The organism is Desulfoluna spongiiphila (assembly GCF_900101345.1).
Taxonomy (GTDB): domain Bacteria; phylum Desulfobacterota; class Desulfobacteria; order Desulfobacterales; family Desulfolunaceae; genus Desulfoluna; species Desulfoluna spongiiphila.
In genome coordinates this window covers 171685-183986 of sequence record NZ_FMUX01000004.1, presented here as the reverse complement: position 1 = coordinate 183986, position 12302 = coordinate 171685, and the positions used below count along the sequence as shown (strand labels likewise).

Annotated in this window: 13 protein-coding genes; 10 read left to right on the top strand and 3 right to left on the bottom strand. The window is 58.9% G+C overall.

Annotation, left to right across the window (positions count from 1 at the left end; translation table 11 throughout):
- Positions 1–6 precede the first annotated feature (6 nt).
- A complete protein-coding gene (rpsT, locus tag BLQ12_RS07575; protein WP_092209877.1) occupies positions 7–270 on the bottom strand; it encodes a 30S ribosomal protein S20 in 264 nt (87 codons plus the stop codon).
- Between the two features lie 504 nt (positions 271–774).
- Here rpsT and murJ point away from each other — a divergent pair.
- Genes murJ through BLQ12_RS07550 form a run of 5 tightly spaced genes read left to right on the top strand, consistent with a single transcriptional unit; the run spans position 775 to position 3839 of the window.
- Positions 775–2352 carry a murein biosynthesis integral membrane protein MurJ gene (murJ, locus tag BLQ12_RS07570; protein ID WP_092209875.1) on the top strand — a complete coding sequence of 526 codons (1578 nt, stop codon included), beginning with the start codon at positions 775–777 and terminating at the stop codon, positions 2350–2352.
- Positions 2352–2648, top strand: coding sequence for an FtsB family cell division protein (locus BLQ12_RS07565; RefSeq protein ID WP_092209874.1), 297 nt, complete (start codon positions 2352–2354; stop codon positions 2646–2648). The genes murJ and BLQ12_RS07565 overlap by 1 nt, the downstream gene beginning before the upstream one ends.
- Positions 2645–2884, top strand: a complete 240-nt coding sequence (locus BLQ12_RS07560) for a tetratricopeptide repeat protein (protein WP_092209872.1) — start codon at positions 2645–2647, stop codon at positions 2882–2884. Before BLQ12_RS07565 ends, BLQ12_RS07560 begins: the two co-directional genes overlap by 4 nt.
- Positions 2881–3366: a rhodanese-like domain-containing protein gene (locus BLQ12_RS07555; RefSeq protein WP_092209871.1), complete on the top strand. Its 486-nt coding sequence runs from the start codon at positions 2881–2883 to the stop codon at positions 3364–3366. The genes BLQ12_RS07560 and BLQ12_RS07555 overlap by 4 nt, the downstream gene beginning before the upstream one ends.
- Entirely contained in the window at positions 3363–3839 is a 477-nt protein-coding gene (locus tag BLQ12_RS07550) for a MauE/DoxX family redox-associated membrane protein (RefSeq protein WP_092209869.1), read from the top strand. Before BLQ12_RS07555 ends, BLQ12_RS07550 begins: the two co-directional genes overlap by 4 nt.
- A 69-nt stretch (positions 3840–3908) precedes the next feature.
- On the opposite strand, the gene BLQ12_RS07545 is transcribed toward BLQ12_RS07550, so the two are convergent.
- Complete coding sequence (locus BLQ12_RS07545) at positions 3909–4109, bottom strand: cold-shock protein (protein WP_092209868.1); 201 nt, start codon at positions 4107–4109, stop codon at positions 3909–3911.
- Between the two features lie 313 nt (positions 4110–4422).
- Complete coding sequence (gene yjgA / locus BLQ12_RS07540) at positions 4423–4932, bottom strand: ribosome biogenesis factor YjgA (protein WP_175469572.1); 510 nt, start codon at positions 4930–4932, stop codon at positions 4423–4425.
- A gap of 257 nt (positions 4933–5189) precedes the next feature.
- Here yjgA and BLQ12_RS07535 point away from each other — a divergent pair, with 257 nt between their 5' ends.
- The 5 genes from BLQ12_RS07535 to BLQ12_RS07515 all read left to right on the top strand — a co-directional run bounded on the left by BLQ12_RS07535 (position 5190) and on the right by BLQ12_RS07515 (position 12275).
- Positions 5190–5972 carry a PP2C family protein-serine/threonine phosphatase gene (locus BLQ12_RS07535; protein WP_092209865.1) on the top strand — a complete coding sequence of 261 codons (783 nt, stop codon included), beginning with the start codon at positions 5190–5192 and terminating at the stop codon, positions 5970–5972.
- A 60-nt stretch (positions 5973–6032) separates the two neighbouring features.
- The gene (locus BLQ12_RS07530; RefSeq protein WP_092209863.1) at positions 6033–7322 is read left to right on the top strand and encodes a protein kinase domain-containing protein; all 1290 of its coding nucleotides are present in this window, start codon (positions 6033–6035) and stop codon (positions 7320–7322) included.
- The gene (locus tag BLQ12_RS07525; RefSeq protein ID WP_092209862.1) at positions 7300–7653 is read left to right on the top strand and encodes a formylglycine-generating enzyme family protein; all 354 of its coding nucleotides are present in this window, start codon (positions 7300–7302) and stop codon (positions 7651–7653) included. The genes BLQ12_RS07530 and BLQ12_RS07525 overlap by 23 nt, the downstream gene beginning before the upstream one ends.
- A 309-nt stretch (positions 7654–7962) precedes the next feature.
- Positions 7963–11193, top strand: a complete 3231-nt coding sequence (locus BLQ12_RS07520) for a hybrid sensor histidine kinase/response regulator (RefSeq protein WP_175469571.1) — start codon at positions 7963–7965, stop codon at positions 11191–11193.
- Positions 11190–12275 carry an HD-GYP domain-containing protein gene (locus BLQ12_RS07515; protein WP_217640256.1) on the top strand — a complete coding sequence of 362 codons (1086 nt, stop codon included), beginning with the start codon at positions 11190–11192 and terminating at the stop codon, positions 12273–12275. The genes BLQ12_RS07520 and BLQ12_RS07515 overlap by 4 nt, the downstream gene beginning before the upstream one ends.
- Positions 12276–12302 lie beyond the last annotated feature (27 nt).

Genomic DNA, 12302 nt, shown 5'->3' with positions numbered 1-12302 from the left:
CTCGTCTTAAGCCTGAGCGCCGTTGATGAGCTTTGTCAGGCGGGAAATCTTGCGTGCGGCAGTGTTGTTATGAATGACGCCTTTCTTTGCGGCGACATCAATCACTGATTTTGCTTTGTTCAGGACGTCCCCCATGTTCTCAGCCTTTTCGGCCTCTGCGGAACGAACGGCCTTAACGGCGTTCTTCATGCGGGTCTTGACCGCCATGTTACGGATGCGCTTTTTTTCGTTCTGGATTGCTCTTTTTTTTGCCGATTTGTGATTTGCCAAGGACTTAACTCCTTTTATCGTCGAAATTTTTTAACGATGATGCCTCTTCCCGATACCAGCTTGCCGCGTGCTTACCCGTTGCTCGATGGTGCCTGCAGCGTGTGCTGCGCTTTCGAGCGGTAAACCCACCGGTGAGGTTGAAACGCCATCTGTAGAAAGATTGTGTGTTTTAACGGTTTCCGTGACAATACAGGCTTTTTTTTGAAGAACGTCTCGCAAAAACGCCTCCAAAGACCCGTTTGTCTCCATGTGCGCACGGGGTGGAAAGGGAGGAATATCCTTTCCTGTCCATGGGTTACGGAACCGACAGTGATTTAACTTGGTAAAATTATAGTGTTTGATGGGGGGTGTCAAGGGAAAAAGTGGATGACGGACGGCTCACAGGGGCTTTATAAGGGGTTGCCATCGGAAGGGGGTTGGACTAAAGGATAGTCAGGGGCCATGCAGCCCCCTTGACCTGTCACAGGATGTTTCTCTCTTATTTCAAAACCGGATCGGAAGTGTATGTCGGAAAAAGGAAAGGTTACCCGGGCTGCGGGTATTGTCGGGAGCGCCACGCTGCTCAGCCGGGTTTTCGGGTATATCAGGGATATGGTTACGGCCTACTATTTCGGGGCGGGGCCCCTGGCGGACGCCTTTATCGCCGCGTTTCGCATACCCAATATGCTGAGGCGCCTGTTCGCCGAAGGCTCGCTGAGCATCTCCTTTGTCCCGGTGTTTACCGAAACCTTGAGCCGGGACGGCCGAAGGGAAGCCTTTCGCATGGCCGGAGCCGCCCTGCGCCTTCTCTCCCTCATTCTGGCCGTGGTGGCGGTGATCGGGGTGCTGGCCTCCCCCTGGATCGTGTCGGCCATAGCCGCAGGCTTTAAAGGAGATCCCGCCAAGTTTGAGCTTACCGTGCTTTTGTCCCGGATCATGTTTCCCTATGTGGTGTTTATCTGCCTTGTGGCCCTGTGCATGGGGATATTGAACGTGCTGGGCCATTTTGCCGCTCCGGCCCTTGCCCCGGTGGCCCTGAACCTTGCCATGATCGCCGCGCTTTTTCTCGGCGGGGTGGTGGCCTCCGACGGAGAGACCCGCGTCATCCTTCTGGCGTGGGGGGTGCTTTTGGGCGGGCTGCTGCAACTGGGCATGCAGGTGCCGGTGCTGTGGCGCCGTGGGTTTAACGTTTTTAAGCCGGGCCCTTTGTGGCATCCGGCCCTGGCCACGGTGGGGCGTCTCATGCTCCCTGCGGTCTTCGGGGCTGCGGTGTACCAGGTGAACATGTTCATCGGCACCATGCTCGCCTCTCTTCTGGACACGGGGAGCATCACCGGACTCTACTACGCCGATCGGCTGGTGCAGTTTCCGTTGGGGGTGTTTGCCATCTCCATCGGCACGGCCGTGCTTCCGTCCCTTTCCCGGCAGATGGCCGAAAAGGACCTTGCGGGGGTGGCCGAGACCTTCAGCTTCGGGTTGCGCTTTACCTTGTTTATAACCCTTCCGGCCACGGTGGGGCTGGTGGTGCTCAGAAATCCGCTGATTGCGCTTCTGTTCGGGCGGGGGGCCTTTGACGCCGCGGCCGTCTCCCTCACGGCCGATGCGCTGTTGTTTTATGCGGTGGGGCTCTGGGCCATCTCCTGCGTGCGGGTGACGGTTCCCCTTTACTATGCGTTTAAAGACACCCGGACTCCTGTCCAGGTGGCCGTGGTGGCCATTGTGATGAACATTGCCCTGAGCTGTCTTCTCATGGGGCCCATGGCCCATCGCGGCCTTGCCCTTGCTGTCTCCCTTTCCTCCATGGCCAATTTTACCCTCCTGGTGTTTCTGCTGGTCAAACGGGGAATGGTTCAATTAGACTATGGGGCGATTCTCGTGTCTGTCATGCGCAGCGGCGCAGCCTCCCTTGTCATGGGGGTGGTGGTGTGGCGGGGACTTGTCTTTTTACGGCCCGACGGGGGGTACACCTTTTTATCTGCGGCTGTTTCCACCGCCTTTGGTGTCACGGCCGGGGCCGCTGTCTATTTCGGGGCGGCCCGGTTGATGAAAAGCCCCGAGCTTTTAACGGTTCAACAAATCCTCAACAAGAGAAGGGGGCGATAGTGGGAGGCAGAGAAAAGATTGTCGGCGGCGGGCTTGCGCTGGTGCTGATAGCGCTGCTGATTCCCCTGGTGTTTATGCAGTGGGGGCTCCTTGATCTGAAGGAGAGGCAGCAGGAGCTTTTGGACCGGCAGGCGATGAACCGGAGTATCGCCGAAGAGAACCGCAGCCTGGAAAAAGAGATCAGGCGCCTGAATCATGACCCGGCATACCTGGAGCATATCGCTCGAAAGGAGCTGGGCATGGTGGCCGAAGACGAGATTGTCGTGAAGTTTCACGGAAAGGATGCTGCAGAGTGAACGACCCTGTGATGACACGGACCCTTGCGGATCTCTACCTGGCGCAGGGGCATGTGACGGAGGCGCGCGATGCCTATGCGCTTCTGCTGTGCCGGTTTCCCGATGACGAGAAGGTGGCAAGTGGCCTGAAAGCGGCCCAGTCCCTCGTGACGGAGTCGAAAAAGACCCGCCTTCTCCTGCTTATGGATGAGTGGGGCACCCTGGACCGAAAGAGAGAAGGGGGAGTGGCTCCATGAAGTACCCGGTGCGAATGGCCTTGCTGGTGGTGGTCGCAGCCGCTGTGGCTCTGGTGTGGAATGCCCTGTCTTCCCGGGGGATTCCCCTTGTGGGGCAGTGGAACGCCGAGGTGGGCGTGGTGACCCCGGCCCCGGAAGCCGATGAACAGGACGTCACCGTTCAGACCGTTTCCGAGGCGCAGAGACTCTGGGAGGCAGGGGATGTGTTTGTGGATGCCCGGGCCACGGAGAGTTACCGGGAGAGTCATATCAAAGGGTCGGTCTCCCTTTCTGTGTATGAGTTCGACGCCCTGTTTTTTGATTTTATCGATGCCTATCCCCTTGAGACGAAGCTGGTGACCTATTGCTCGGGGCGGCTTTGCGATGAGAGCCACCGACTGGCCACGATGTTGAAAGAGCTGGGGTACGAGGATGTGCGAATTTTTGCCGACGGGCTGCCTGCCTGGGCGGATGCCGGGCTGCCGGTGGAGGAGGGAAGATGACAGGCGTCAATGAACATGCGGGACGGACGGCTGTTCCATGGGACATGGTGGAACTTTTGTGCCGCTTGGTTCTGGGGGGGCTTTTTCTCTACGCCGGGGTGCAGAAAATTGCCGACCCTTACGGGTTTGCCAAGACGGTGTACGGCTACGGGATTCTTCCCGGGGAGCTGGTCAACCTCACGGCCATTGTGCTTCCCTGGGTGGAGGTACTGGCAGGGGGGACGCTGATTCTCGGGGTCTGGCCCGTGTCGTCGGCCGGGGTGATCACGGGGCTGCTCCTGCTGTTTCTGGCGGCCCTTCTGGCCAATATTGCAAGGGGGTACACCTTCGACTGCGGATGCTTTGGCTCCGGGGGAGATGAAACCACGGGCTGGGGGACGGTGTGGCGCGATGTGGCCATGCTGGTGCCTGCAGCGGGTGTGATCCTGTTCAAGGGGCGCAGGCGCTTTTGCCTGTACGGCAGTGGGGAGTAGTCAACCGGCGGCGGGGGGAACCCGACGCCGGTCGCTCGGGTGATTTTAAAAAACAGGGGGGGCGGGGTGTCAGGCCTTGACCACATTGCGGGCGCTGGGGCCCCTGTCGGTCTCAATGATTTCAAAGTTGACGAGATCGCCTTCCGCCAACGTTTTGAAGCCTTCCATGGTGATTTCGGTGAAGTGAACAAAGACGTCGGAGCCGCCGTCGAGTTCAATGAATCCAAATCCCTTCTTGTCGCTGAACCATTTTACTTTTCCAGTAACCAAAACCAATTCTCCTTTTAAAATCTAATTCAAGGGCCATGCTTTGAGGTGAGTATGGTGGTTAGGTGTTGAGAAGAATGCCTATATCTTATGTCGTATAGGTAATAAAACAATTACTTCTAAATAACCATGAAGAGGAGAAGTTTACAACAGATTTTTTAAGGGGTGTAATATTTTCAGACGATACGCTGGTGAGGAGGAAGGAATTGACATGTGGGCATATGGTGGATTATCTGCCCACATATTAAGTCATTAGGATGTGATTTTTGTGGTGTGGTTCTTTTGAGGTAAACACGGCGCGTTTGACGACGGGGCCCTAAGGCATGGCGATGGTTTCCCGGATACACGCCGCCAGGGCTTTGAATTCCTTCCCCTTGGGAGCGCTGTCCCTTTTTTTGAGGGCGTTTCTCCGGAGCATCCGGAGTCGCTGGCGGTCCCCTGAGGGCCATTTTTCGAGGAAGGTTTCGATGGCGCTGTCGTCGTCAAGGATGGCCTCGGCCCACGGGGTCTCTTCGGAGGGCTTGTTGCCGGGCGTACCGGAGAGTGAGAGGCCTGCTTCCAGTCGGTCCAGGGCCTCCCGGACAGGCTCGGGATCGCATTCGCGCATGAGGGCGCCGATGAACTGCCGGTTGCGATGGGCGGCTTTTCGCGCAGAGATATGCCTCGCATCCTCAATGGCTTTTCTCAGCTCGTCGGGAATGTCGACGTGTTTCAGCTGCGCCGGGGAGAGTTTGATGAGGCGCTCTCCCAGTTTTTGAAGTTCTTCGGACTCCTTCTTGATTTGAGTCCGGCTTTTGTAGATATCGGCTGTGATTTCTTTGTTCATAATAGTTCTTGCCACACTTCCCATGTTGATCTTATATATAAAGCCAACCCGCATTTTTCGGGGTGTCGCCTAACTCGCAAACCCGTCATTGTGAGTCCTGGCCTGTTGCTGTCCGTTTGGCGTCATAGTGGCATATCTCCGTTTAAAATTCCATCAAAAACGATGGGCCTGACGTCCCCTGGCATGTCCGGGGGGACGGGCAAAAAATCAACTGTTCCAGAACGCCCTGGACCAGGTTGAAGGAAAGGACCTTTTGGATGAGCCGGGACAGCCGATTGAACAACAGGGTAAAACTTGAGGTCCGCACCGTCATGGACATCGGGCCCAGGAGCGGCCAGGAAGATGCGGTGCTCGTGGGGACACGGGTGTACCAGCAGCCTTCCCTGGACCTTGAGACCGAGGAGGACGCATCCTACGTGAGCCTCTGCGTGTGTGACGGCATGGGGGGCCATGCTGCCGGCGATATCTGCAGCCGGTTTGTCCTGGATGAGTTCAACCGGTCCTTCAGCCATGACACCTTGTCGCCGGAGGGGATCGACGTTCTGCTCAACATGATCCAGACCGCCGCCGAAGGGGAACTCCCCATCAGCAGCGGTACCACCATCGCCGGCGTGGTGCTGACCGGGGAGCAGGCCGTGGTGTTCAATGCCGGGGACAGCAGGGTGTACCTCATGCGGGGCGGAGAGCTCCTCAGGTGCTCCCACGATCACTCCTACGTCCAGAGCCTCGTGGACAAGGGCGCTGTCTCTGAAGCCGAAGCCTTTACGCATCCGTATCGCAACGTGGTCAGCTTCGGCGTGGGGTCGGCTTTCAGCGAACTCTGGGGCCACACAGAGGTCCATTACAAGGTGCTGGATGTGAGGCCGGATGATACCTATATCCTCTGCAGCGACGGGGTAACCGATTTGATTGAAGACCCGGTGATGGAGACGGTCCTCGGGCCAAGCCCCATCACCGGTGTCGCCAGGCTGCGCGTGGAACTCAAGCGCAAGACACTCAAAGACAACACCACCTTTATCATCGCCCGGGTGGTGGCATGATGGCGTTTCGGGCGGAATTATGGGAGACAGGATCAGTGAGGATGCAGCGGCGGGGAAGCCATGATCAATAACATGAAGGAGGTTATCGAAAAGTGCCTCCCCACCTACGAGATTGTCGGCGAATTGGGGCAGGGTATCCACGGGTCTGTGTATCATGCCAAGGACAGGCTGAAAGAGCGGGCGGTGAAAGTGGTTCCCATTCATGTGGAGCGCTCCGTTTTGTTCCGGGAGGACACCGACCTTGATTCCAAGGTGTCCCGGGATTTTCATGCCGTGTGCAGCTACTACGAAAAGGTCAAGGGACCGGACGTGGTGACGGTCCATGATTTTCACCTTGTGGACAAGCGCATCGCCAGCGGGTATGCCCAGGCCTTTCTGGTGATTCTCATGGAGCTGTGCCGGGAGAACCTCCAGGACCTTGTGCTGCGTGAACACCCCCTTTCCGCAGAGACCATCTCTTCCCATGCGGCGTCCCTGGTGGACATGATGGATCGGCTGAGCCGGGCCAGCGGAGAGACCTTTCTCCTGACCGATTTCAAGCCCTCGAATATTCTCGTGGGCGACACCGGCCGGCTGCTCATGGGCGATTTAGGGGGCCTGAAACGGGTCAGTTCCGTCTCCTCAGCCCTTGCCGGTGCGCAGTTCACCCCCAACTGGTCGGCCCCCGAGCTCATCTTGCGGGGCGAAAAACCGGACGTGGTCTCAGGGGTCTACTCCCTGGGGCTTGTGATCTATTACCTGTGCGAAGGGCACCTCCCCTATGAAGAGGTGGATTTCATCGACCGGGTGCGCAAGGTCCAGGAGGAGGGGGTGAGCTTTTCCCGCAGCGACCTTTCCCAGACCCTGGCCCACACCGTCATGCGGTGCCTGGCCTTTGAACGGAGCGAGCGCCCGGCTTCCTTTACCGAGGTGAAGGACCTGTTGAACGCCGAATCACAGGCGGCCAAAACGCCGGAACCCGAGAGACCCCGGGCCCCCAAAAGGGCGGTGCTGCCCACCCCGCCGGTGACGCCTGCCCTCCCCACGGTGTGGGTGGAGCAGGCCACGGCCCTGACCATGAACTGGATCTCAAGCGGGAAGCTGACCCTTCGTGATGCCCGGCATCTGTGGTCCGAAGAGGTCTCCGGATTCTACCTGGGGATCCACCCGGTGACCCAGGCCCAGTGGCGGCGGGTCATGGGCACGGACCCCTCTCATTTTCCAAGGCGGCCCGACCAGCCGGTGGAGATGGTGTCCTGGAAGGACGCCGATGCGTTCTGTAAACGCCTGACGGAAGCCTACAAAGGGGAGCGTCTCTTTTTTCTTCCAAGCGAAGGGGAGTGGCTCCATGCCGCCCGGGGGGGGCGATGACCAGTCCCGTTACGCAGGGGGAGATTCCCTGGACAGCCTGGGGTGGCACCTTGGAAACAGTGACTTTACCACCCACCCTGTGGCGGAGAAGAGCCCCAACGCCAACGGGATTTACGACATGTGCGGCAATGTCCAGGAGTGGTGCCGCGATGCGGTGGGGTGTTTCAAGGACAGGGACATGGGCGCCCGTGGAAAGGTGATTCGCGGGGGCAGCTGGAATCAGGGGCCGGAGAGGTGCACCCTGGACCACCGGCGCATTGTTCAGGAGGGCCTTCGATACAGCAACCTTGGATTTCGCGTTGCCATGCGACCGGGGGATACCCTTGCCTGAGTCACGGGTGTCGGCAGGTGTTCGACATGGCGGAAAAGTAATGGGTAATATGACCGCCGTTGACTCAGGACCCGGGGTGTGCGGGAGTAATATACCTTCAGCTGCTGAGGTGTTGCCGTTTTGAATCCGGAGAGAAATTGCATAATGTAGAGTTTTTTCTGAAAAATTAGCTATTTTTGTGTTAGTATGGGTAAACAATGTTAACGGGCCGTATCGGCCCACATCCGAGGCCCGGCTGACGGCATGCATAGAAAACACAACGACCTCGAACCATCTGTTTCCCAGTGGGGGCGCAGGAGACCCGTTCCGGTGCTCCAGTATGTAATTCGTGCCTCGCTCCTGCTTTTCTGGGCCGCTTACGGGTCCGTGGCCCCACCGTCTTCCGTGATTTCTTATCCCCTGGCCTTTGCCGTGGGCGTGGGGTATGTCGCCATACAGGGCTTTTTGTTTTTTATGCTTCGGCATCGGGGGGCCCACTGGGGGCTGATTCGTGCCACCATGGTTGCGGACCTCGGTCTTGCCTGGGTCGTCTGGCTGTTTGACCCAACCCTGCCGCCGCCTTTGATGCTCTATACGGTCATCGTGATTGTGGGCAATGCCATTCAATACGGGATCCGGGCCTTTAAGCTCCTGGCCGCCTCCACCCTGGTCATGGCTCCGTTGACCATGGGGCTCCGCTTTTTCTTCGGTCAATTTCACGTCACAGAACCCTTCCTCCTCTTCTTCTGCATGGTGATCGTCTGGTATGTCTACAAGTTTATCTTCCGCATTGAATCGTTTCGGCGCGAGACCATTCGCCGCACCGAAGCCCTGGCCCAGAGCGAGCACAAATACCGGAGTATCTTCGAAAACACCGGGGGCGGGGCCATCATTGTGGAGGACAACCTGGTCATTTCCCAGGCCAATGCCCGGTTTGAAAAGATCACGGGGTTCAAGCGCCACGAGATCGAGGGCAAGGTGCGGTGGATCGAATTCGTGGAAGCAGGCGACTTGGACCGCATGCGCCTGGAGCACAAAACGCGGGTCCAAAACGGCCAGGAGCCCCCGCGTGAGTACGAGTTCCGCCTGGTCCGAAAAGACGGGGCAGTGATCGATGTCTTCTCCGAGGTGAACTATGACCCCCTGGCCAGGCGCAGCGTGGCCTCGGTCATCGATATCTCCCTTCGCAAGCAGGCGGAAAGGGCCCTGAAAGACGCCCACGACCAGTTGGAACGACGGGTGGAGGAGCGCACCGCCGAGGTCATGGAGGCCAACAGGCAGCTCAAGGTCGCCAAGGAGGCCGCCGACGCATCGGGCCATGCCAAAAGCCAGTTCCTGGCCAACATGAGCCATGAGATAAGGACCCCCATGAACGCCATCATCGGCATGTGCGACCTGGTCCTTGCCACCGATCTCTCCTCCCGGCAGAAAGAGTACATCAACATTGTCCGCTCCTCCTCCCGCTCCCTTCTGGAGCTCATCAACGATATCCTGGATTTTTCAAAGATCGATGCGGGAAAGCTCGACCTGGAGACCATTCCCATGTCCCTTCGGGATGTGGTTGAGGAAGTGGCCGACATGTTCCTTGAAAAGACCATGGACAAGGATCTGGAGATGATCATCGATATTGCCGATGATGTCCCGAGAAAAGTGATCTCCGATCCTCTGCGCCTGCGGCAGGTGCTGGCCAACCTCACCGCCAATGCCTTTAAGTTTACCAATCGGGGGGAGATCAGCCTGGCGGTTCGCACGCAGTATCTGGATGCCAAGGCGGCCAAGCTGCAGTTTTCCGTGCGGGACACGGGCATCGGCATCGAGGCCGACAAGACCGGGACCCTTTTCGACGCCTTTGCCCAGGCGGACGGATCCACCACGCGCAAGTACGGGGGCACCGGGCTGGGCCTTGCCATCTGCCGGAAAATCGTCACCATGCTGGGGGGGGACATCTGGGTGGAGAGCGAGCCCGGGCAGGGGAGCACGTTTCGGTTCACGATGGAGGTCAGGCTCCTGCCCGATCAGGCCACGAACCCGGAGCTGGCCCTTCCCCCGAACCTCCAGGGCAACAAGGTCCTGGTGGTGGACGACAACCCCTCCACCTTGATGATCCTCAAGCGATACATGGAGACCTTCGGGTTTCGCACGGAGATTGCCGAGTCGGCGGAATCGGCGCTTGAGCGCTACCGGCGCAGCCGTGAAAAGGATCCCTTTGCCCTGGTGATCATGGATATCCACCTGCCGGCCATGGATGGCATCGATGCCGTGGCACACATCAAAGAGGAGTCGGCCGGGGAAGCACCGCCCGTGATCTGCATCAGCGCCTACGGCAGGGATCGCGAGGTGGACCGGGCCAGGGAGGCCGGGGCCGACGGTTTTTTGATGAAGCCCATCAAGCAATCGATTCTCTTTGATACCATCATGGAGCTGTTCGGGTTCAAGGCCGTGAGGCACGCCCATGTGACCCGGGGGCTTGTGTCGGACAGCGAATTTTCCGAGTTGAACCTGCTGCTGGTGGAGGACAACGCCATCAACCAGATGGTGGCCGTGGAGATTTTGAAATCCGCCGGGATTTCGGTGACCACAGCGGAAAACGGGTTGGAGGCCATCAACCACCTTCGGACCAAAAGCGACTACGATGCGGTGCTGATGGATGTGCAGATGCCGGAGATGGACGGCCTGGAGGCGTCCCGCCAGATACGGAAAAAGCTGCACAGAGGGGACCTGCCCATCATCGCCATGACCGCCCATGCCATGTACGGGGACCGGGAACGCTGCCTGGCCGCGGGGATGAACGACTATGTCCCCAAGCCCATTGATCGCAACGAGCTGTTTGCGGCCATCCGGCGTAATATTGCCCGTTTCGGCGGGACCTTTGCCCTGCCTGAGGGCCATCATGACACCGTCTCCGAATCGGTGGAAACCCAGTACATGCTCCCTGGGATCAACGTCTCACGGGGGCTGGCACAGACCGAAGGCCAATGGGGCCTGTACGGCGACATGCTGGCGGAATTCCTAAGGGACCATGGGGATGCAGGGGCCCTGTTGAGGCATCACCTTCAAGGGCATGCCTTTGACGAGATGGTTTCGGAACTGGAGCGGCTGGTCGATGACGCCGGAAAGGTCAGTGTCGTCCATGTGGCGACCTGGGCAGAGTCCCTGAAAGAGGCTGCCGTCGCCCATGACGCGGACCGTTGCGGAGAGCTCTTCTTTTTTCTTGAAGAGTCCCTGCGTGAGGTGGCCGCGTCGTCCCGGGAGCTCCTTGCCGGCCTGGAAGCCGGGGAGGACTCGTGGGACCCCTTGTTCACCGCGGGCCCTGAAAAAATGTTCTCATTGCTGGGTAAACTTGGTAAGAGCCTGGAAGAACTGGACCCTGTGGAGTCCGGTCGCCTTTTTGACGAACTCCGGGAAGGGGTTTCGCGTCATGGGGTGGGGCCCGAGTGCCGGAGCCTGACAAGCAGCCTGGAGCAGGAAGTCCGGGAGTACAGTTTCGAAAAGGCAGGTGGGACCTTGAAGCGCCTCGGAAACCAGTTGAAAAAAGAGATAGCGGCAGGAACCTTACGATGACTGAGCCTTTGAAACAGTGCAGGGTGTTGCTGGTGGACGACACCAGGGCCAACCTCGATATCCTCATCGACGCCCTGAAGGATTCGTTTAAGCTCGGGGTTGCCATGAGCGGGGTGCGTGCCCTTGAATATGTGCGGCAGCATCCGGTGGACCTGATCCTGCTGGATGTGATGATGCCCGAGGTTGACGGGTTCGAGGTGTGCAGGCGCCTCAAAAGGGCCCCGGAGACGGCGGGGATCCCCGTTATTTTCATTACCGCCCTGGACAGGCCGGAAGACAAAACCCGGGGATTTGATTACGGTGCGGTGGATTACATCACCAAGCCCTTTGACATTGCCGAAGTCAAGGCGCGCGTGCGGACACATCTCACCCTGGTCACGGCCCAGGAGGCCTTGAGGCAGCAGAACATCGCCTTGGAGGCCATGGTGCGGGAGCGGACCCGGGAGCTGGAGGAGACCCAGCTTGAGATCATCAACCGCCTTGGGCTTGCCTCCGAGTACAGCGACGAGTGCACGGGCAAGCATGTGCAGCGCATCTCCGATTACTGCCGTCTTCTGGGGCGGGCCGCAGGGTTGCCCCGGGACGAGGTGGAGCTCGTTGCCCTGGCAAGCACCATGCACGATGCCGGAAAGATCGGGATCTCAGATGCCATCCTCCTGAAACCCGGGGCCCTCACCGATGAGGAGTGGGTGGTGATGAAACAGCACGCCGAAATCGGCGGCCAGCTTCTCTCCGGAAGCACATCGCGGCTGCTTTGCATGGCCGAAGAGATAGCCCTGACACACCACGAACGGTGGGACGGCACCGGCTACCCCAAAGGGTTGAAGGGCCCGGAAATTCCGCTTTATGGACGGATCGTCTGTATCTGCGACGTCTTTGACGCCCTTGTCTTTGAAAGGCCGTACAAAAAGGCCTGGTCCGTCACAGATTCCCTGGCCGAGATCTCCGAGTGGGCCGGGCGGCAGTTCGACCCCTGGCTGGCAGAGCTGTTCCTCGGGCTCGAGCCGGAGCTTACGCACATTGTCAACACGGTCCGTGAGGCGGGCAAGGGCGAAGAGAGCATAAAGAAAGAGGCCGGGTGACCCCAAGGGACACTCTTCCCCGGGGGG

Coding starts and splice junctions, on each gene's coding strand:
- BLQ12_RS07535 (WP_092209865.1), top strand. CDS start 5,190: ATGAGCCGGGACAGCCGATTGAACAACAGGGTAAAACTTGAGGTCCGC.
- BLQ12_RS07525 (WP_092209862.1), top strand. CDS start 7,300: ATGCCGCCCGGGGGGGGCGATGACCAGTCCCGTTACGCAGGGGGAGAT.
- BLQ12_RS07550 (WP_092209869.1), top strand. CDS start 3,363: ATGACAGGCGTCAATGAACATGCGGGACGGACGGCTGTTCCATGGGAC.
- yjgA (WP_175469572.1), bottom strand. CDS start 4,932: ATGAACAAAGAAATCACAGCCGATATCTACAAAAGCCGGACTCAAATC.
- murJ (WP_092209875.1), top strand. CDS start 775: ATGTCGGAAAAAGGAAAGGTTACCCGGGCTGCGGGTATTGTCGGGAGC.
- BLQ12_RS07515 (WP_217640256.1), top strand. CDS start 11,190: ATGACTGAGCCTTTGAAACAGTGCAGGGTGTTGCTGGTGGACGACACC.
- BLQ12_RS07555 (WP_092209871.1), top strand. CDS start 2,881: ATGAAGTACCCGGTGCGAATGGCCTTGCTGGTGGTGGTCGCAGCCGCT.
- BLQ12_RS07530 (WP_092209863.1), top strand. CDS start 6,033: ATGATCAATAACATGAAGGAGGTTATCGAAAAGTGCCTCCCCACCTAC.